The 21432-nt window shown below is 36.8% G+C and carries 18 protein-coding genes and 1 riboswitch; of the genes, 5 read left to right on the forward strand and 13 right to left on the reverse strand.

All coding sequences use genetic code 11. The features are described from left to right. Positions 1-9: 9 nt before the first annotated feature. The 6 genes from F7888_RS11195 to F7888_RS11220 all read right to left on the reverse strand — a co-directional run bounded on the left by F7888_RS11195 (position 10) and on the right by F7888_RS11220 (position 9183). Entirely contained in the window at positions 10-1242 is a 1233-nt protein-coding gene (locus tag F7888_RS11195; RefSeq protein ID WP_191779491.1) for an LTA synthase family protein, read from the reverse strand. A gap of 60 nt (positions 1243-1302) precedes the next feature. Next, positions 1303-1836, reverse strand: a complete 534-nt coding sequence (locus F7888_RS11200) for a hypothetical protein (RefSeq protein ID WP_191779493.1) — start codon at positions 1834-1836, stop codon at positions 1303-1305. 48 nt (positions 1837-1884) lie between these two features. Further along, positions 1885-3552 carry an ATP-binding protein gene (locus F7888_RS11205; protein ID WP_191779495.1) on the reverse strand — a complete coding sequence of 556 codons (1668 nt, stop codon included), beginning with the start codon at positions 3550-3552 and terminating at the stop codon, positions 1885-1887. Positions 3553-3696: 144 nt separating this feature from the next. Beyond that, positions 3697-4893, reverse strand: a complete 1197-nt coding sequence (locus F7888_RS11210) for a phosphoglycerate dehydrogenase (protein ID WP_191779497.1) — start codon at positions 4891-4893, stop codon at positions 3697-3699. A gap of 127 nt (positions 4894-5020) precedes the next feature. Then, positions 5021-5098, reverse strand: a riboswitch (ZMP/ZTP riboswitch). Between the two features lie 51 nt (positions 5099-5149). Then, positions 5150-7519 carry a polyprenyl synthetase family protein gene (locus tag F7888_RS11215; RefSeq protein WP_191779499.1) on the reverse strand — a complete coding sequence of 790 codons (2370 nt, stop codon included), beginning with the start codon at positions 7517-7519 and terminating at the stop codon, positions 5150-5152. Between the two features lie 203 nt (positions 7520-7722). After that, positions 7723-9183, reverse strand: coding sequence for a protein adenylyltransferase SelO (locus tag F7888_RS11220; RefSeq protein WP_191779501.1), 1461 nt, complete (start codon positions 9181-9183; stop codon positions 7723-7725). A 289-nt stretch (positions 9184-9472) separates the two neighbouring features. On the opposite strand from F7888_RS11220, the gene F7888_RS11225 reads away from it, so the two are divergent. Next, positions 9473-9898: a hypothetical protein gene (locus F7888_RS11225; protein WP_191779503.1), complete on the forward strand. Its 426-nt coding sequence runs from the start codon at positions 9473-9475 to the stop codon at positions 9896-9898. Positions 9899-10010: 112 nt separating this feature from the next. On the opposite strand, the gene F7888_RS11230 is transcribed toward F7888_RS11225, so the two are convergent. Then, the gene (locus tag F7888_RS11230; RefSeq protein WP_191779505.1) at positions 10011-10556 is read right to left on the reverse strand and encodes a hypothetical protein; all 546 of its coding nucleotides are present in this window, start codon (positions 10554-10556) and stop codon (positions 10011-10013) included. 90 nt (positions 10557-10646) lie between these two features. Here F7888_RS11230 and F7888_RS11235 point away from each other — a divergent pair, with 90 nt between their 5' ends. Beyond that, on the forward strand, positions 10647-11564 hold the full coding sequence (locus F7888_RS11235) for a phosphatidate cytidylyltransferase (protein ID WP_191779507.1): 918 nt from the start codon (positions 10647-10649) through the stop codon (positions 11562-11564). 31 nt (positions 11565-11595) lie between these two features. Here F7888_RS11235 and sstT read toward each other — a convergent pair whose 3' ends face one another. Continuing rightward, complete coding sequence (gene sstT, locus F7888_RS11240; RefSeq protein ID WP_191779510.1) at positions 11596-12840, reverse strand: serine/threonine transporter SstT; 1245 nt, start codon at positions 12838-12840, stop codon at positions 11596-11598. Between the two features lie 569 nt (positions 12841-13409). Here sstT and F7888_RS11245 point away from each other — a divergent pair. Beyond that, entirely contained in the window at positions 13410-13844 is a 435-nt protein-coding gene (locus tag F7888_RS11245; protein WP_191779512.1) for a hypothetical protein, read from the forward strand. Between the two features lie 220 nt (positions 13845-14064). On the opposite strand, the gene F7888_RS11250 is transcribed toward F7888_RS11245, so the two are convergent. The 4 genes from F7888_RS11250 to F7888_RS11265 all read right to left on the reverse strand — a co-directional run bounded on the left by F7888_RS11250 (position 14065) and on the right by F7888_RS11265 (position 17524). Next, a complete protein-coding gene (locus F7888_RS11250) occupies positions 14065-14772 on the reverse strand; it encodes a M48 family metallopeptidase (protein WP_191779514.1) in 708 nt (235 codons plus the stop codon). 27 nt (positions 14773-14799) lie between these two features. Next, positions 14800-15321, reverse strand: a complete 522-nt coding sequence (locus F7888_RS11255; RefSeq protein WP_191779516.1) for a YehS family protein — start codon at positions 15319-15321, stop codon at positions 14800-14802. A gap of 196 nt (positions 15322-15517) precedes the next feature. Continuing rightward, on the reverse strand, positions 15518-16312 hold the full coding sequence (locus tag F7888_RS11260) for an AAC(3) family N-acetyltransferase (protein ID WP_191779518.1): 795 nt from the start codon (positions 16310-16312) through the stop codon (positions 15518-15520). Positions 16313-16345: 33 nt separating this feature from the next. Continuing rightward, complete coding sequence (locus F7888_RS11265) at positions 16346-17524, reverse strand: MFS transporter (RefSeq protein WP_191779520.1); 1179 nt, start codon at positions 17522-17524, stop codon at positions 16346-16348. Between the two features lie 206 nt (positions 17525-17730). Here F7888_RS11265 and F7888_RS11270 point away from each other — a divergent pair, with 206 nt between their 5' ends. Beyond that, entirely contained in the window at positions 17731-18345 is a 615-nt protein-coding gene (locus F7888_RS11270) for a PH domain-containing protein (protein ID WP_191779522.1), read from the forward strand. A 99-nt stretch (positions 18346-18444) separates the two neighbouring features. Next, positions 18445-20439, forward strand: coding sequence for a S9 family peptidase (locus F7888_RS11275; RefSeq protein WP_191779525.1), 1995 nt, complete (start codon positions 18445-18447; stop codon positions 20437-20439). 52 nt (positions 20440-20491) lie between these two features. Here the strand turns inward: F7888_RS11275 and F7888_RS11280 are convergent, their stop codons facing one another. Continuing rightward, positions 20492-21205, reverse strand: a complete 714-nt coding sequence (locus tag F7888_RS11280; protein WP_191779527.1) for a YwaF family protein — start codon at positions 21203-21205, stop codon at positions 20492-20494. Between the last annotated feature and the right edge of the window lie 227 nt (positions 21206-21432).

Genomic DNA, 21432 nt, shown 5'->3' on the forward strand with positions numbered 1-21432 from the left:
TTCTGCTTGTCACCTGAAGTTCTTCTTCCAGTAATATTGTATCTGCAAAAAATCAGCTAATTTCTGTTGCGCTTCTGGTGACAATTCTGAAGTTAACTCATCTGATTCTTTATATCGATTCTTTGAATGCACAACATCAATTGAATCTCTTAAATCATTTGAGGCCTTCATAAATTCATTCCCATGATATCCTGCTAAATCAAAAAATTCATTCATTAAAAAATTCGGACCGATCGTAGGACCCTCACCTTGTAGGTCATTCTGTAAGATTTCCTTTGCCTGTTCATTTCCCCATATCACATAAGGCGTATTATAGTAGTTATAAAAGCCTTCTTCTGTACTTAAATCCAATTGAATCCCTACTGTTTCATAGACACTATTATTATCCCCTAACCAAGGATTATGGTCCCCAAAAAGAATGATAACAACGGGTTCCTCTTCTTCTCTAAAATGGTCTACAAACTTGTAAAGCTGCTGATTCGTATCATAAATACCTGCAAAATAATTGTTTAATATATTGAATTCTTCCTCCGTATACCCCTTATTTTTCACATACTCCACATCAGTCAAACGCTCACTAGAATATGGCCCATGGTTTTGGTAAGTAACATTAAAGCTAAAATAAGACCTTCCTGTATTCTTGTTGTCCTCAAATAACTTTATCATTTCAGGAAATAATATCTCATCCTTAGCAATTGTACCATCTGTCAGTTCTGAATATCGATTTTCAAAGAAATAGTACTCATCAAACCCGAGATACTCATTAATATTCTTCCTATTATAAAACCACTCATAACTCGGGTGACTTCCTTCCACTGTATACCCTTGCTCGTCAAAATAATGGACATAGGAATTCACGTTTGACCTGAAGTTATCTAACTTTGTATAGCCTGTCAAAAAGCTCCGTTCAGTATCTACCGTACCACCCGCAAAGATATTAGTGACCAATTCACCTGAATAACCTTCATTCTTCAACTGATGAAAATAGCCATAGACATCTTCACTAAACTCAACCTGCTCAAACTTAGTGAAGTCATTATATGCTTCAAGCATGATTGAAATCACATGAACCTTCTTTTCCTCTGGGATCTCAGAATAATCATAAGCGTACAATCTATCCTTTGCTTCCACCTCAAGATAATTCTCAGGTGGTTGATCAATGGATGATTCAAAGCTATGAATGAACGGATAAATAAATCCTTTTGAAATATACACCTGAGTCGCAGACCAGCGATTAATCAACCCTAGATTCTCCGTCGCTGTATACAACTCTTTATTCATATACAATTGTTGAAATGAAGTCTATCCGATTAAGATGATAACAATAATACCAACCATCCGAATCTTCATTGAAGAAATCTTCCTTTTCACAAAAAAGAAAGCAAATAAGGTTCCTAATATACAAGAAATAATCACTAAGATCATTTTCCAATTGAAATCGATCTCATACTTTCCTGCCATATCCATCGATTCAAAAAACAAGCTGATATCCATGGCTAATAGTGGGTCATTTCGGATCATGAGCTTAAAGTAATTAATCCAAGTAAGTGTTAGAGTCAAAAATGATGTGAGAAGAAAACTAATCCAAACTCTATTGAAGATGAAATATAACAACAATATACACAAAACCACAGGAAAAATATTCAAAAATGGCAAATAGGCCACTTTAAAGTATGATTGAAACATCGGCATGATAAAATAAGCTGCACCAAAGTACATACTTATAACACCAAGACAAACTCCCATCAAGCAAAGCATGAAAAAGGTAAAAGAGATAGATTGGATTCTATGTACCCAACCTTTTTTATCTGGCTCAAAAGTATGATTGTTCTCCACAATGAAAAACTCACACCTCCATTCTATCTCTTTTATTCCCTATATTTTTCAGCTAAATACTTCTTCCTTCAAACTAATTGGAAGAGAATCTGCACTTGCCAATGGTAAGTGGATTTCAACTAGTGTTCCTTCATTCACCTTACTTGTATAATGAATTGAGCCATAATGCTGCTTAATGATTTTGTTACAAATCATTAACCCCAGCCCTGTGCCTTTTTCTTTTAGACTATAAAAGGGCTCTCCTAGTCGTGGAAGTAGTTCTTCTGGTATCCCATAGCCATGATCTTGGAAAGAAATTACACATTCACCCTCTTGCGTTTTGCGAAGAGTAATGTCAATGTCTCCACCTTTCTCCATCGCTTCCATCGCATTCTTTAAAACATTAAGAAAGACTTGCTTTATTTGATTCTTTTCACATGTAACAAAATAAGCAGATTCTTTAAACCTTAGCTTGAACTGAATATTATTCATATGTGCCTGTGGAGTAAGTAGTTCTAGCGTATTTTCAATAATAAACAGTAAATTTTCTGCGTTGAGCTGGGTCGCTTGTGGCTTCCCTAAAGTAAGCAATTCACTTGTAATTGTTTCAATCCGTTCAAGTTCAACTAAGAGTAAGTCATTGTATTCATTGAGCATATTTTCTTTTTTATATAGCTGAATAAAGCCTTTAATTGTTGTAAGCGGATTCCTGATTTCATGTGCCACACCAGCTGCTAGTTCACCAACAATCGACAGCTTCTCAGATTGTAATAAAAATACTTCTGCTTTCTTTCGTTCAGAAATATCACGACTAACGAGAACGATTTGCTCCACGTCTTCCTCTTCACCCTTTACAGGCATACACCTTGACTCAAATTCCCTCCAGCCGCCTTCTTTGTGTTTTAGACGAAATTCCATCGAATAGGATGTTCGGTTTTCAAACATCTTTTTGCTATTTAATCTAAACATTTCTACATCATCGGGATGAAGGAACTCACATAATTCAATTCCTTCAAGCTCAGATACATGATATCCAAGAATCTGTTCATGTGATGGAGAAAAATAACTTATTGCATATTCTTTATTCATAATCATAATCAGATCTGATGTATTTTCAGCAATTAATCTATATTTCGACTCACTTGCTTCAATGGTGCTTTCCATTCTTTTATTCTCGGAAATAATTCGAAATAACTTCAAGTATGATTCAATGAGTAATCCTCCAACAATTACTCCTAGGATGACAAATAATAGATATTGAAAGTGAAACAATGGACTATCGTTCAAAACATCAAAGATATTAGGGACAAATGTCACATAAATTGCGATATATGATAATGAAAAAATAATAGATTTCTTCATTGATGAAAGACGGCTTATATAATAGTGAATCACTGAAAAACTAAACATAATAATCAACCATGTCGTAATTGCTGGGACCCAATTACCACCAGTATATAGTCTTGAAAGGAGGGAAAATAACCCTGTGATAATTCCCGGTATTGGTCCAAGATACGAAAACATTAAAATGACTGGTGCATACCTAATATCAAACGTATATCCTTGTTGATGAATAGAAAATATGACAAGAATAATCGACACAATCCCAGCATAAAGACTGATCCATAGTCGAAGGTTCTTAGGTAATCTACCTGTGAGTAAGGATTGGATGACTAAAGGTATAATGACCATTAGCGAGAAAATTGATAGATTCATAATATAGTCTAAAATAATCAATGTGCACCCCACCCATTTAGTTGTTTTCATTTATCATAAACCAGAGATATAACTATTTCCATATGTTATATATAATTTTTATTCTCAACATAAGTAACGGGCCTGAGATATGATTCCCAGGCCCGTTTCTCTACTTTTAATAGATTAAATGATTCGAGTAATAACAATATCGTTAATCTGTTTGATTTTTTCTTCTAATTTAGGAGTAACATCTCCATTAATCTTATTTTCAATATCAATCATCGTATAAGCATATTCCCCACGGCTTCTATTCACCATATCAGCAATATTCAAGTTGAAGCTTGAAATCGCAGATGTGATTTGCCCCACCATATTCGGAACATTTTTATGGAATACAGCAACACGGCGCTTTCCTGTATAAGGAAGAGATGTATTTGGGAAATTCACTGAGTTCTTAATGTTTCCAGTTTCCAAGAATTCCTTTAGCTGACGAGCAGCCATAATCGCGCAGTTCTCCTCAGACTCATTTGTAGAAGCACCAAGATGTGGGATTGGCACAACATTTTTCATCTTCAATACATTTTCATTCGGGAAATCTGTGATATATTTTCCCACTCTACCACTTTCAAGCGCAGCAGCTATATCCTGTTCATTCACAAGCTCTCCTCTTGAGAAATTCAAAATATGAACACCTGGCTTCATGATACTGAAGGTTTCTTTATTAAACATGCCACCTGTACTGTCTGTAAATGGAACATGAACAGTAATATAGTCAGAGTTAGCAAACAATTCTTCTAGTGTAGCAGCTCGTTGTACATTTCTTGACAGATTCCAAGCTGTATCAACCGAAATAAATGGATCAAATCCGATAACGTCCATATCTAAATCAAGTGCATCATTTGCAACAAGTGCGCCGATTGCTCCTAATCCAATGACACCCAATGTTTTACCTTTTATTTCTTTTCCAACGAATTGCTTCTTTCCTGCTTCTACGAGTTTTGGAATTTCTGCACCCTTTCCATCTAACGACTTTGCCCATTCCACACCAGCAAATAGATTACGAGAAGACGCCATTAAAGTAGTTAAGACAATTTCCTTTACTGCATTGGCGTTTGCACCAGGTGTATTGAATACAACAATTCCTTGCTCAGTACATTTTTCTATTGGAATATTATTTACTCCAGCTCCTGCACGAGCGATTGCTTTTAATTTAGTTCCAAATTCTAATGAATGCATATTGAAACTTCGAACAACTATCGCATCTGGGTTCTCACTGTTATCGTCAAGAATATAGTTCTCATTGAATACCTTTAATCCACTTTCAGCAATACTATTTAACGTTTTAATCGTTTTTACAGTTTCTAAAGTTTTTGTATTCATCCTTGTAATCTCCTCTTTTGTAGGTAATATTCTTTTACACAAAACAAACGGATTCCTTTGACTGTTACAGGTCGGACATCTATCCCCTCCAAATAAACAGAAAGAGGTAAGGGGAGTAATTATCCCTTACCTCTGCCCAGGCGAACGGCTACGATACTATGTGCTCCCTCACGGTTATCCGCATTCGCCAGTCACACATAGTCTTTTAATTTAGTTTATTTTAGCAAATTTTCTGCAAACATTCAACTAAAATTAATTAATGATCTCGGTTTACAATATAATTCAACAAGTGTTTAAGAAAAGGTGTCTTACGAGGGAATTCTTGTAATACTTCCATCGCTAGACAATAATGGTCCCACATTTCCTTTCTTGCATTTTCTTTCCCTAGAATAGTCACAAATGTGGAATTGTTATTTACCGAATCCATTTCAGTAGGCTTTCCTAGTAGACTCTGATTCCCTTCAGCATCAAGTATGTCATCCTTCACCTGAAAAGCAATGCCAGCATGATAGGCAAATTTCTTCAATGACTTGATTTCCTGTTCCTCTGCCTTTGCTAGAATGGCTGGCATAATCAAGGACGCCTCGAAAGCGAGCCCCGTTTTATAAAAGCACATCCTATTTAATTGCTCCAAGGTCAATGGTGTCCCCTTGGATTCTAAATCCATTGCCTGACCTTTACACATATCCTCCGTTACCCGTGCTGAGTATTGAATCAATCTGAGCACGGTTGTAGAATCAAACTCATCAAGTGTAGTTTGTTCATGGATCGCTTTTTGAGTTAAAAAGAGGCCAGTTAACTCTGCTGTTGCACTATTGAACATTTCATGTAAGGTTGGACGCCCTCTTCTGAATGATGCATTATCCTGAGATGGTAGATCATCAAAAATTAGAGAAGCCGTATGCATATACTCTAACGATTTAAGAAGAGGCACGATCGATGATTGATTTAATCTATATTCATCGACTGCCATGACCCATGTCATGATGGGTCTCAATCGTTTGCCATCACCTTTTAAACTATAATTTGCGGCTTCAATGATTGAATCTTTTAATAATGGAGTATCCTCCAATTTAGAGAGTGGTAGACTATCATTAATTTGTTGACGAATCGTTTCTACTTTTTCTCTGAAGTCCTCTCTCTCCTGTCGTTCATGCCGCAAATTCGTTAGCATATGATCGCGTAGCAGCTTATCAAAGAAATCCACATCATCTGCTTTTTGAACCATCTGTTGAATGAGTTGATTAAATTTACTATCTCGAGTCGCAAACAGATCCATCACTTCTTTGTACTTCTTTGATCCCATTCTTTCTTTATATCGTTTCAACCCATTTATCGCCCTATTTAGGATAATCTCACAGGTCTTTTCGTCTGAATTGTAAACTTGATGGATTAGGTTAGATATAACCGTCCAATATAATTCAAATGGATTAATCAGATCCTTCCTACTTTTATGGTATTTCAAATAGTAGGTATAGGGTGTGACTGCCCCATCATTCATATCATCAAACATATCTGCAAAATCATCAGCCAATTGATTATAAATTCCATATAAAAAGGTCCGATCATCAAAGCCCTCGTCTGCTGGAGCACCTAAGACGGAGCGAGCAATCAGTCTTGAGTAAGCTGATTTTAAAATAACTGGAAGATACAGTTCTTCATTTGTATAATTCGAATGAGTAAGGTCCTTCGTCCGGTCCACTTCCTGCGAATGAAAAAATACATAGGATTGCTCAAAAAAGGCATGTAACACCTTTGAATCTTGATGAGCTTTTATATAGATAAAAGCCTCTTTCAGTTCTGAATGAATATAGGTGATTAATTCGGAATTATTCCCTATCCACACACCTAATCTAGGAACATTCCCTGTCAATAAGGTCGTGCGAATTAAATTGGAATAGCGTTGTTTCTCTTCAGAGGATAAGACATTTGCATCGAGAAGATCGTCAATGAAAGGATAGGTTAATCCATAGGAATAGCCTATTCTAATCGCTTTATCAAGTTTCTTGACCCGTTCTTGTGGCGTGATATTGTCATCCATCAAATCAATTTCATGCATTAAGACACCAGCAATGATTTTTATTAGTTTTCTCTGGGCTTGGTCAGCGTCCATTCCAGCCGGAATATAGGTGGATACTGTCTTTAATTTATCGAGCACCCAGATCATCGTTGATTCAACGCCTTCCTTCTGGGCGATTCTATATAATCCCGCCATACTAAACGTCGGTAACTCTGCGGAATTAGAATTTGTAAGGTGAGTTTTCCAGCTTTCAACCGCACGCTCTATCTTCTGTTGTGTATCTGTTGTATCCAATGTTTTTCCAAGATCTCGCAAATAAATATAAGAAATGCTTCGGTCCAAGTAATTATCGAGCTTTCCTGTATAATTCAACCATTGAATATAATTGTGGTAATCCTTTTGACTCGAATTCTTTTTCACACGCGAAAAGAATGAAAAAATGGATGGCTGTCTAACGTGTTTTTGTTTCCAAGACTGTATATCTTTTGTCAGGGATGGAGCATAAGCTTTCTCCTTCACCTGAGAATATAATAAGTTAAAATAATGAGCAGACCTCTGCTCTGCCAACCGATAGCACTCATCGGCATTAATCAACGTCTCATTCATACTGGTATTACCTCATTTTATCTAGAAGATTGGGGTTCTCACGTTTCCTCCTGGCAGTGCCGGGACGGTCTCACGCTTCTATTGTACTTCCCCACCAGTTAACATGTACTTACAAAACATAGTTAACTATAGTCTCAAAATAACATCTTTATAACCAGAATGCGAAAAATTAATACTCAGGAAGCAGTTGATGCTCCCTGAGCTTACGTTCCGCAAAAGGTACGGTACGGAATATTAGTTTGTGGTGGGAGTTTGCAGTACTCCACCTTTTCTGGTGTGTGCTCATAAGGGTCTGAAAGTGCCAGAAGTAGCTTTTCCATCACATCAAAGTCTCCATTTTCCGCAGCCTCTATCGCTTCTTCTACCAGGTGGTTTCGAGGAATGACTACTGGATTACTTTTTCTCATTAAATCCTGTGATGCTTCTTTTGATTCCTTCTGTTTAGCTAATCGTTCCTCCCACTTCACATGCCAATCAGCAAATTCAGTCGTCCCGCTCAACTCCATTTCCTCGTCATACCTCAGTGAGCGGAATGTATTCGTAAAGTCCGCCTGATGCTTTTTCATTAAACTAAGCAATTCATTAACAAGAGATTCATCCTGCTCCTCTTCATTAAATAAGCCTAACTTTGCACGCATCCCATTTAACCAGTTTGTATGAGACAATTTCATACATGCAGCAATTTCATTCTGTGCGATTTCTACTGCCTGATCTTGATCTTCATGTAATAGAGGTAATAGAGATTCTGCCAACCTCGCTAGATTCCACCCACCAATATAAGGTTGGTTTCCATATGCGTACCTACCCTGAGTATCAATCGAACTAAACACTGTCTCTGGATCGTATGTATCCATAAAAGCACATGGCCCATAATCAATTGTTTCGCCACTAATCGTCATATTATCTGTATTCATTACCCCGTGAATAAACCCAACTAACTGCCACTTAGCAATTAACTCTGCTTGAAGCTTAATCACTTCCTGTAGGAACATCAGATATCTCCCATCACCCGCTTCAATTTCTGGATAATGACGACTGATTGCATAGTCCGCCAATTCCCGAAGTTCATCCACGGTAGCAAATTGTCTCGCATATTGAAAAGTTCCAACCCGAAGGTGACTTGATGCAACACGAGTCAAAATCGCACCAGGGAGATTCGTCTCACGAGCCACTAACTCTCCAGTCGTTACAACTGCTAGACTCCTAGTTGTCGGGATGCCCAGCCCATGCATGGCCTCACTTATTATGTATTCACGTAACATTGGCCCTAATGCTGCTCGACCATCTCCACCACGTGAGTAGGAGGTTCTACCTGATCCCTTAAGCTGAATATCAACTCGCTCTCCCGCTGGTGTGACATGCTCACTTATTAACACAGCTCTTCCGTCACCTAACATGGTAAAGTGACCAAACTGATGACCTGCGTATGCTTGTGCAAGCGGATTCGCCCCCTCAGGAATACGATTTCCAGCAAATACAGCTACACTCTCTTCACTTTTTAAAGCGTTCGGATTTAACCCTAGAGACTGTGCAAGCTTTTCATTAAGAATGATTAATCTAGGTGAGGAGACTGGAGTCGGATGATCAGTGCTGTAAAAAGTTTTTGGCAAATTTGTATAGCTATTATCTAAATTCCAACCAATAGCTGTTTCTTCTTTTGTCATGATAACCTCTTTTCTTTTGGACATAGAGACATTCAAGCCCCTTGTCCGCTTAATAAAACATTATTATTGTACATTTTATTATATCCCTTCAATTCCACTGCTAGTAAACATCAGCTTTAATGATAAATGCTTTTGCAATAAATCTTGTTGCTTAAAATGAGAGATAAAATAATAAAGGAAAAATCTTACTATCCATAGTATAGTTATCATAACGTTTTCTTATTTAATCTTGATAAAATTTCTTTATCTAATATGTGTTTACTATAACTTTAGTTAGGTGGGCTCTTTTTTGAAGAAATATGTAATCGTTTCTCTGTTTTTATTAATAATTACCGTGATTTCATTTACCTTTTATAAGTATCGCGAGCAAAGTTTGGGTGATGTATTAAATATTAGTAATGTTGATAAATTTCACCTTATCGCTGAAAATACAGACAACATTGAGTTTGAGCTCACTAAAATTGATGAGGAAACAATGAATAAGCTTGTACGCTTTTTTAATCACTATCAAGTAAAGTTAACAAATAAACATGGATGGGTATCCACTTATGAGAATGAACGCTTTGAACTTTACCTTGAATACAAAGATGGTGAACTAGGAAGATATACGATAGAACGAGATGTTGTTGTATCAACACACGTGTATGATGTAGTGAATGCTCCACTGGATTATCAATGGATAGTAGCGATTGAAAAAGAAATCAATTCAAAGTAATATCAAAAGACGAATGGAAATAATTACGAATCGACCGTCCAAAAGGGAGCCACATTTTCACTAATTAAAACAATGTAACAGCCCTTTACCTTAGATTGCGATCATATCATATTCATTTCTTAATTGGCCCATATTCAAATAATTTACCTTCATATTCTCGATGTAATCTTTCATTATTTCGAAAGTCATCTGGGGTTACAAGTGCAGGAGGCTTATCCCACAGCCGGATACCAGACCGGTTGAGGATTTCAGCGACAAATTGCGAACAAAAATAGGAATTACTGAATTCAATTGGCTCATTTAACGAAACACCAATCACTCCAAGTAAGTTATATAAGAATTTTTGTTGGCTTCTTTGGAAAACATTTAACACACGTTTCATTTTTATAATATCTCTATCTGTTACTTCTAATCTATAAATCACACAGGTTGTTTCTGGATATTTACTATAGGTCCCCTTAGTAATATCTTCCTTAACAAACCCCCCATTAATAGGATTACTCGGGTTTTTACGTCCAAAACTATATAACTCATTTAACTCTGGATCAAAAGAGATCGAGGCATGATTATATGGAGCTTTCGTATATTTTTTGATTGATTTCGTAAATAAAGTACCTGTATCTGTAAGCATTATATACACACTTTTGTTCTGAACCATAAGTATTCCCTCTTTTAAAAATGACATTTTTATCCTATATTAATTATACATAAGCATAATCAAAATTATAAACAAAAAGTTGGTGTAATGTTGGATAGTGCACTCTGGACACAGTTCGTCATTTTTTCAAGCTTACTAGCTGTCAGTTTAGTATTTGGTATCATTAAAAAAATTCAACCTAGTAAGGATTTCTCTACACTATCTTTACGCATTAAAACATGGTGGGGCATGTTTGTGATTTTTGTATTTGCAACTCTTTTTAATCCTATCGTATCATTACTATCGTTAATGATTCTTTGTTTTTTTGCACTGAAAGAATATTATTCTATGATAAAAACTAGAAAAGTTGATCGTAGAGCGTTTTTATGGGCCTACTTATCAATCCCTATCCAATTTTACTGGATCTACATCGAATGGTATGGAATGTTTATTGTCTTTATTCCGATTTATGTCTTTTTATTCTTACCATTACCTCGAATCCTTGGAAAAAAAGGGACAGTTGGATTCTTACGTTCAGTAAGCTCTACCCAATGGGGGTTGATGCTAATGGTCTTTGGATTAAGCCATTTAGCCTACTTCCAATTTGCTACCCCAGAATATGGTGCAAATTTAGTCTTATTCTTGGTTTTACTGACACAGCTAAACGATGCTGTACATTTCTTAATTTCCTTATATTTTGGAAAAAGAAAAGTCGTACCAACAGCAAACCCTACAATTACGTGGGAAGGCTTTGTTGGAGCAGCTATCATTACGACAACGACTGCCTATTTTGTCTTCCCATATTTAACACCTTTTGACACAACCTTTGGGCTCATATCTGGATTGCTCATTTCAAGTGGAGGATTTTTCGGAGCACTTACCATCTCTGTTTTAAAAAGAGACTTGCTCATTGGGGACGACGAGAAAACTACCACTTTAAGAGAGAGCTATCTTAGTCGCATTGATAGCCTAACTTATACTGCCCCCATCTTTTTTCATGTCATTAGATACTTTTTTGATTTTATGTAATTAGCACAAAGGGCAGGGACATCACCTTTGATCAAGACGATTCCCCTGCCCCTTCATTCCACATCTTCCCTTCTTTACGCCATTCTTTAAATTCAGTAGCAGCTGTGAATAATACATCTGTAGATGAGTTCAGTGCTGTTTCAAATGAGTCCTGTAATACACCGATAATAAATCCTACACCAACCACCTGCATGGCAATGTCAGCTGGAATGCCAAATAGATTACAAGCAAGTGGAATGAGTAACAACGAACCACCAGCAACCCCAGAAGCCCCACAAGCACTGACTGCAGCGAGTATACTTAAGATGACTGCGGTTGGCAGGTCTACTTGAATCTCAAGCGTATGAACGGCCGCAAGAGTTAGAACCGTAATCGTAACTGCTGCTCCAGCCATATTGATCGTCGCTCCTAATGGAATCGAAACGGAATATTGATCCCTATTCAATCCCAGATTCTCACACAGTCTCATATTGACTGGGATATTCGAAGCCGAGCTCCGCGTGAAAAATGCGGTTATCCCACTCTCCTTTATGCACTTAAATACTAATGGATATGGATTTTGTCTAATCATCCCAAACACAATCAGCGGATTTACAACGAATGCCACAAATAACATACATCCAATCAATACCCCAAGGAGCATTCCATATCCAAGAAGTGATCCGAGCCCATTCGTACTGATCGATTCAAACACCAACCCCATAATTCCTAGTGGAGCAAACTTGATCACCCAACGAACGATTTGAGAGATAGCCTCCGCGAAATTAGCAATCATTGTTTTTGTCGTATCATTTGCATTTTTCAATGCTAGTCCAAAAAGAATGGCCCAAGCTAAAATACTAATAAAGTTTGCATTGTAAAGTGCTTTAAATGGGTTATCCACAACATTCAATAGCAAAGTTTGAAGGACCTCGATCACTCCACCCGGAGCTGCCAAACCCTCCGCACCATTTACAAGTGTGATTTTCACCGGAAACAAAAAGCTTCCAATCACGGCAATCAAACTAGCTAAAAACGTTCCGAGAAGGTATAGAAGAATTACTGATTTCATATTTGTTTGCTGACCTTTTTTGTGTTGAGCGATCGCAGACATCACTAAGAACAGAACTAACACAGGTGCTATTGCCTTTAATGCACCTACAAATAACGAGCCGAATATGACAACAAACCCTGCCGTTTCTGGGATTGTCAAAGCTAGGATTATACCAATGATTAGCCCTATCATAATTTGTTTTACTAAGCTTATTCGATTCCACTTTTTCAGCATTCTATTCATTGACAAGACCCCATTTATTTAAAATATCTTCCTTTAAAATTATATCAATATAATTTTTCTTAATCTCACGTATTTTCCCACAAGTACATCTTGTAAAACACCTACCAAAATTCCACCCTAAAAGAACAAATGTCCTTCGTATAAAAACTATTATAATATCAAAATGAAGTCTTTCAAAATTATTATTTATTCCGAATATTCATTCCGTTAAAATGAATAACAAAAAAGGCAGTCACTACGTCTTAAAGGGTTCTGTTTTGAGATTCATCTTGTTTATATGACAAAGACATTGACACTGCAATTGGCAGCAGTCGATTCCTTTTTACATCAATGTTATGGGAACTTTTTATAGAGAATTGACAGCAGAAATGACATAATAAATTTAAAGGACAATGGTTGTTGTAATCTTGAAATCTGTTGTCAATTAAAGTGTCAGTTGAGTTATCAATCGACTGCCATTTTGATTATGTTACTAGAAAAATACATAAGGATTCATTGAACTAACGAAACAGTTTAGTGGAAGAAGATATAATTTAATATTCCATTTAATTGTTAAAGGAAGTGAAAAAATGTTAATGTATTATGCGATACTAATTATTGGAGTTTTGTTAGTAATAGTGGCGGTATTTACATTTATTGCTATGTATAGCGGTAAAGATTACACAATATTAAATGTAGGTAAAATCCTTGGAGCCTTATCACTTGGTGTTTTATGTTTAGTGCTTACTCTCCCAAGCCTTAAATATGTTGTGCTAAAGGAATATGATGTCGTCAGTGGGAAATGTGTTATCGAAATAGATACATCAGGTCGTACTTCTGAAGCGGACTTTAACATGCTTAATACAGATGAAGTGTTTAGTTTCAGAGATATTCCTGCACTTGATGCTTATGGAAAGTCAATTCCTTATTATTGTAAAGTGACAGTTACAAAAGACCATAAGTTTGGAGTTAGTTATAAAATATATGATGCTAATACACGAAAGTTAATATTAACAAGCAAATAGCTTATGTTTGCAGTTATAAATGTTCATATTCAGCTAACGGATTCTTTAGTTGAAGATAGTTCAAGCGTCAATTTAGACGTAAATAACATGAAATGGCGTGCCAAAACTGATGTCAGTTAGCACGCCATTTTAATTACCAATTATACGATATGCACCTCAAAACGGAACCCTTTACACTACATATACTGTCTTTTTTTGTTTCACTAAGATCCTCTTTTTTCTAAACCGTCATTTTCCAACTAGAAACGGCCAACCAATTCTCCTGTTCCTTGTAATCTGGCATGATTTTTCCCACTAAACGCCAGAAGGAGCGATCATGATTTAGATGGACCATATGACACATTTCATGTACAACAACGTAATCAATCACCTGTTGAGGGGCCATCGCGAGTTTCCAGTTAAAGGTTAGCTGTAATTTCGAATCACAGGTTCCCCAATTACTGTTATTATCAGTTATTCTTATCGAACGGGGCTTTATTTTGAAATAACTTTGATATGAGCGAATACTTTTTTCAACCAAAGCCTTACACTGCTTATAATAGAATCGCTTGAGAGCCTGTTTTATTTTATCATCTTCATGCTGCTTCACATAAATATGCAAAACGCTCTTTTCGAAAACGACGTGATCTTGACTAATCTGTGGATCAAGATGAATTTTAATAGGGTAAGATTCCCCTAAATAGAGGAAATTTTCACCATGTTCGTAGACTTTGTCCTGAGAACCCTGCATTCTGGCTTTCATTTCTTTTATCTTATCCAGTATAAGCTCCCAATTCCGCTCGACTAAATGAATCACCTGCTCATCCGTTGTTCCCTTTGACACCTGAACGATTAAATTCCCATACATATCAATGGACATGCCAACCGTTCCACGCTTCTTATATTGTATCTCAACATTTATGGTTTCACCTAAATAGGTATGCATCATTTCAATCACCTAATGTTCTTTCTAACACTATCCTCTATGTTTTAGCGCTAAGCCTTTTAAGAAGTTTCGCGCGTATCGGTCACCACACACTTTATAGTTCTTGTGTCCTTTTTTTCTTAAAATCGCACTCATTTCACCCTTGGTAACAGTAACACCTGCTTCTTCTAATATATCAAGCATGTCCTCACTTGTTAATGATAGAGCGATTTTCACCTTTTTTAAGAGCAAGTTATTCGCATGCTCATTTGTGATAGCAGGGAACTCTGGTTGTCCTGGTTTTGGCTCCTGTTTCCCTCTTTTAAATGTAATAAAGCCATTTAAAAATGACTCATACATTCTATTATCACATTCAATATGGTCATCGTCTTCCTCAATTTCATCAAAGTCTACGTCATCCTCATAGTAGTCCTTTGGTTTAGTGAGAATCTTAAGCACCTCGTCCTTTGTCACTTCAATGCCACCAAGCTGAAAAATCTCTACCATATCATTGTTTTTTATATCTAATGCATATCTTAATCGAATCAAGATATCGTTATTTGTCATATTCATGTTTTGCCCTCCTAAATTCATGCAGCACAGTCAAAATGTCCTTAGTATTTTATCTCCAACAATAGCGTTAAATACTCAACTGTGTACAACGATTTAAAGTGTACCATTTAAACCACTGATTTTATAGTATTAGATTGATTTATAGGCAACAAAAAAGGTGCTTTTATCGAAGTAAAAGCACCACGCTATCAATCTATTAATTTAACCATTTCCGTGCAAAGTCAATTAATTCTCGTTGACTCATAAGCTTACAATTAGCATTACCTATTTTCAACGTTTTAATTGGGTATTCTTTCTCAAAATCAGTTCCCAACTCCTCAAACACATCTGCATCATACTCAATTTCCTCGAAGCTTTTCCAAACACGTTCATTGTTTTCAATCAATGCTGCCCCTTTTGTAACGAGCTTTCGATTTTCAATGGAGTGTTCTGCAAAATGAAGGGACGTATTGCTATCATGGCTCACCCCAATTAATAAAACATGTCCACCAAGTTTATATATTTTTGCTAATGGTGATTCTGGACCAAATCCCGCTTCTAGTGGTTGCTCCGAGATAATATAGTCTGCATATTTCCCCCATGCCGCAAAGGAGTAGGCTGGATGAATGCTCCTTTTCACATGAGGATATGTTCGAAAGGTCTCAACAATCTTTCCCATCCCTCTAGTTGGTGTTACATCCGGATCAAATGCAGGCATCTCATTTCTAATAATCGGCCACCATTCCTCTGGTACAGGAGGGTTTTGCCACACTGATGGATCTGAGTTATCCCCAGTCTGAGTAGGCATCACAATTGTACCGTCTTCTCCAACGACCTCCATTAATGCTTCAATCACTGCAACTGGTCCACCACAAACCCAGCCTAAAGAACTTAAAGAAGAATGGACAATTACGACCATTCCTTCCTCCAATCCTAACTGTTTAAAATCACGAACTAGACTTGACGATGTATTCGGAGCTTTCAACAGCTCAATTGTCTTACTTTCACTCATTTTCCCCACCTCGTTTAATTTAGAATCACTCATTTACTTTTGTCTTTGCTTAACTAATAAAATAAGATAAAGAACAATTGAAATACTAACAGAAATAGCAGCTGTTTGATAAATTGTGTGGTATCCAAATAAGTGCCCAATCTGCCCGAACAGCATGGCACCAATCCCTACACCTAAGTCAAATGATGAGAAAAAGGTGGCATTCGCCATTCCTCTTCGATGCTTCGGTGATTTTTCAATCGCCCAGGCTTGAAGCGCTGGCTGAACCGAACCAAATCCGATTCCGTATAAAACGGCAGCAATTAATAAAACCGTTGTATTCGGTAGCCACGAAAGCAAAAACATTGCAGACATAATTAGAACTGCTCCTGGAAGAAAGACAGCAACATGTCCTTTTTTGTCATAGATTCTACCAGCAAATGTTCTTGAAGCCATTAAGGCTAAGGCAAAAACAAGAAAATACAGCTGGATGCCAGTAATATTCTTTTGGGCTGTAAATAACGGTAAAAAAGTCGCAATTCCACCAAATGTAACCGTGATGAAAAATAATAACATTGAAGGAACTAATGCACTTTTTTCATACACATCCCATTTCTTCTTGACCTCCGGTTGTTTGATTTGTTCAACCTGCTTGTACTTGATTTTAGAAGAAAGAATCAAAGCAGCTAGACCTAAAACGGCACAAATCAAAAACAACTGTTCAAATGAAATAATGCCAGCTAATGTAAGACCTAGTGATGGTCCAAAAGCTAACGCAATATTCCCTGATAATCCATAATACCCCATTCCTTCCCCACGTCTCTTAGCAGGAATAAGGTCACTTGCAATCGTTCCAGATGCGGTTGTTGAAAACCCCCAGCCTACACCTTGAATCACTCTCATGAAAAATAAAAAAGCAATGGTAGGGAGAAAACCATAAGACCCTACTGCTATAACAAAAATAAATAATCCGGTTAAATACACAAACTTTCTACCCTTTGTTTCAAGGGCGTGACCGGCATATGAGCGAACTAACAAAGCAGAAAATGTAAAAATCCCCACAACTGCTCCTATCAGCTGATCATTTCCACCTAATTTCTCAATAAAGAGAGGAATCGTTGGTAAGGTCATTTGAAATCCAAGAAAAATAAAGAAATTCGATAAACAAATTAGTACAAAATCACGTGTCCAAATCTTCTCTTTATGTAGTGATATACCAGCTTCTGAATTCAAAAAAGTCCTCCTATCATGATCAAATGATCTTCTTAGATGTGTTTTTTTCCACCAAAAATGGGAAAACAATAATCTACCATTTCAAGGTTATAATTAAACTTCATGAAATTCAAGAAAAAAAGCGAATGACTTTTTCAGCATAAAAAACAAATCACTGTGATAAAATAAAGTTGTTTGAATTTATTGAAAAAAAGGAGAGACGAATCATGTTAAAGAAATTTGCTTCTGATGCATTAGGTTTATCAGACATTGGAAAGATTATTGAACCACAGGATTTTGACAAAACCGATGCAGATGATTACGTTCGATACGAAGACAAAGAAAAGATATATTTTTTAATTAAGACAAAAGCTGATGAGTATTGCTTTACAAATCTAGGACTCATTCATGTAGATGGGCAAACAGCTGTCTCTTCTAAACGAACACTTAAACGTTATTCCTACTCAAAAAATATCATATCAAATGTAGAGCTAGAAACTGCTGGAAAAATCGACCTGGACATAGAAATTAAATTCAAGCTAGGAAATGAAGCATTTAGTATTGATGTTGATAAAAAGCAAATTGACAAGCTCAATGATTTATACAAAGCACTTGTCTACATTTCTGAACTCATGCAAGAAAACGATGTAATGCTAGAGCTAGCAAATCAAAGTCTTAATCATGCAGTAACAGTGTTACAAAACTCCAGAACCCATGAAAACCAAATGGCAGACCAATATAAACTGTTAACAGAGGCTGGTTTCGACTGGTTGACCTCTGTTCGTAAAAAGTACCACCAAAAAGATTTTGGTGATGTCTTTGAGAAATATATCAACCATTAATAATCTATTAATTTAGAAAATCCAAAAAATTATATTTTACTTCGAATCCCGAAATGTTATGATAGAGTTAAAGATTTGCCAAATATGGAGGGAATTCAAATGACGAAACGACCTATCACAGCCGATGATTTATGTAAATTTAAATTTGTTGGAGATCCACAAGTCTCTCCTACTAAAGACAAAGCGGCATATGTTTTAACTCATGTTGATAAAGAAAAAGATGGCTACTATTCTTACATCTATGTAACTGATTTAAAAGGTGAAGGTAGACAGTTCACTTCTCATTATTCTAAGGACAGCCTAGTGAAGGATGCTGATCCAAAGTGGTCACCTGATGGAACTACACTTGCCTTCCGTTCAAACCGCACTGGAAAAAATCAAGTTTGGCTGTTACATACTAATGGTGGGGAAGCTGTACAATTAACTGATGTAAAGCAAGGAATTGGTGAATTTGGATGGTCTCCAGATGGAAAGCAGCTAGTACTTACAATTAGTGGAGAATTGAAGCTTAACTCCGATAAAGAAGAGAAAAAAGAAGAAAAAAGCGATGTTAAAGTAATAACTAGACTTCGTTACAAAGGTGACGGAGTTGGTATTTATAACGAGGATCGTAAACATGTATATTTGTTTGATATTGATTCGAAGTCTTATACAAAGATAACTGATGGAGAGCATGATTTCTCTCAACCACGCTTCACACCAGATGGAAAAAGCCTTATCTACATTGCTACAAAAGCTGAAGATAAAGAGTGGGGTTACCTTCCTGCCATTTGGAAATATGATATCACCTCGAAAGAAGAAGTTCTGTTCTACCAAGGAAACGGCTATATTATGGCACCTTCTGTTTCACCAGATGGTAAATGGCTAGCCGTTGCTGGTCATACTCGCGGTGAAAGAAGTCAAGGAAATACGAATGTTCTCCTTCTTTCGTTAGAAACTGGTGCATTAACAAATCTAACAGAAAGCTTTGATTTCACTGTTGGAAATCTTGTTGGTGTCGATGCAAAGTATGATACAGCTGAATCAAGATTAATTTGGGACACTACAAGTTCTAACATCTACTTTAATGCAACTGTTGGTGGAGACTGCCAATTATTCAAGGTAGATTTAGAAGGGCAAGTTTCTTCTGCCCTTTCTCCTTCAGTAGCAACTGTGACTTCTTATGATCTAATTAATGATGATCAAGCGGTTCTTGTGCTTGCGACTCCACATTCAACTGGAGATATCGTCCTTCAAGACTTAACAAATGTGAATAATGTCGATAAGATTACTGATTGGAACCAAGAGCTATTTAGCGAGGTTCATTTGAGCACACCTGAGAACTTCCACTACAAGAGCACAGATGGCTGGGATATTGAAGGCTGGATTCTTAAGCCTTATGGATATGAAGAAGGTAAGAAGTATCCAATGATTCTTGAAATTCATGGTGGTCCTGCAACAGCTTATGGAAATGGATTACACCATGAAATGCAGTTAATGGCGGCTAAAGGTTATGTGGTACTATATACGAACCCAAGAGGAAGCCAAGGATATGGACATGACTTTGTAAATGCTGTTATTGGTGATTACGGTGGCATGGATTATGAGGATATTATGGCTGGTGTTGATTACGCCCTAGCAACCTATAACTATATTGATCAGGATCAATTATTTGTTACTGGAGGAAGCTATGGTGGGTATATGACCAATGTAATTGTGACTCGTACAGAGCGCTTCAAAGCAGCGGTTACTCAACGTAGTATTTGTAACTGGATTAGCTTCTACGGTACAAGTGATATTGGTTTCTTCTTCACAGAATGGCAGCATGGCCATGCAGACCTGTGGGATGATGTTGAAAAGCTACTCAAGGTTTCACCATTAACTTACGCTCGAGACGTGAAAACACCAACACTTATTCTGCACAGCGAACAAGATTTACGCTGTCCAATGGAGCAAGCAGAGCAATGGTACATCGCACTTAAGCGTTTAGGTGTAGAAACGAAGCTCGTTCGTTTCCCAGATGAAAACCATGACTTATCACGCTCTGGCAAACCAAAGCACCGCTTAGAACGTTTACAACATCTCCTTGAATGGTTTGATGATCGCTTGAATTAATAAGATAAGGACGATTTCTTCCAAATTGGAAGAACAATCGTCCTTTTTATGTTTAATAATACACTCTTCCCCTCTCTTTTCTTAACAACAAACCCATCGGAATATACGTAATCAGCAGGACACTAAGTGCGGCCAGTTCAAGATTGAGATAATACATCACCCCTGTTCCAAAAAAGGATAAAATTGTTTTTGTTTCTGTTGGATTCGCTAAGTAGAAGAAGTTGGTATCAAGAAGCAGATTAATAAAAAACATTGGAAGCGCAATCACATTTAGGGCTAAAAAGGTCGTCCATATTGCTTTTCTCGGAACACGATACCCCTCAAATACAATAAAGTAGATGACAGACCAAGAGATTGCTGCATGATGTAGGAAATATTTAAGAAAGCGATAATGAGGAAATTGATAGAATAGATCCGGTGTAACCATACTTAATATCGGAGGAATAAACCCTGTAAAGAACACAAAGTAAAAGGCGTATTTACTAGGCTTCAAAAACAAATAAATTAAAATAATGGTACTAACAGAGCATAGATGTAATGGTAGAGTCCCAATTTCCCATTGGTCTGTGACAACTAACCAAATTTGCATGGAAATCTCACTTAAGACTAGAATACTGAATAATGACCACTTGATAAGAGATTGTAATGGCTTTAACCTTTCTCTAAAAAGAATTAAAAAAGAACTGATTATAACAAACAATACTAAGAAAACAATATGAGGCATAGAGAACATCTCAAATGTACGCATTTCGGTAACCGAAAACATGATGCCACCTCCACCCTATAATTACAAATAATCTATTCAACTTGGACGGTGATTAAAACTATTCTCAACATTATTTTTATCTTTTCGTTCATAAGAAAAGCGCAAGGCGCCCGCCTATCGGCGACAAGCATAAGGCGGGCCGGCTGGAAGGTTGCCCTTTAACCTTCTGGACGGATTGACTTATGACCTCGAGCCGATGGCGCCTGGAGCTAGACACCAAACTAAGT

Source organism: Litchfieldia stipae (assembly GCF_014837155.1).
Taxonomy (GTDB): domain Bacteria; phylum Bacillota; class Bacilli; order Bacillales; family Bacillaceae_L; genus Litchfieldia.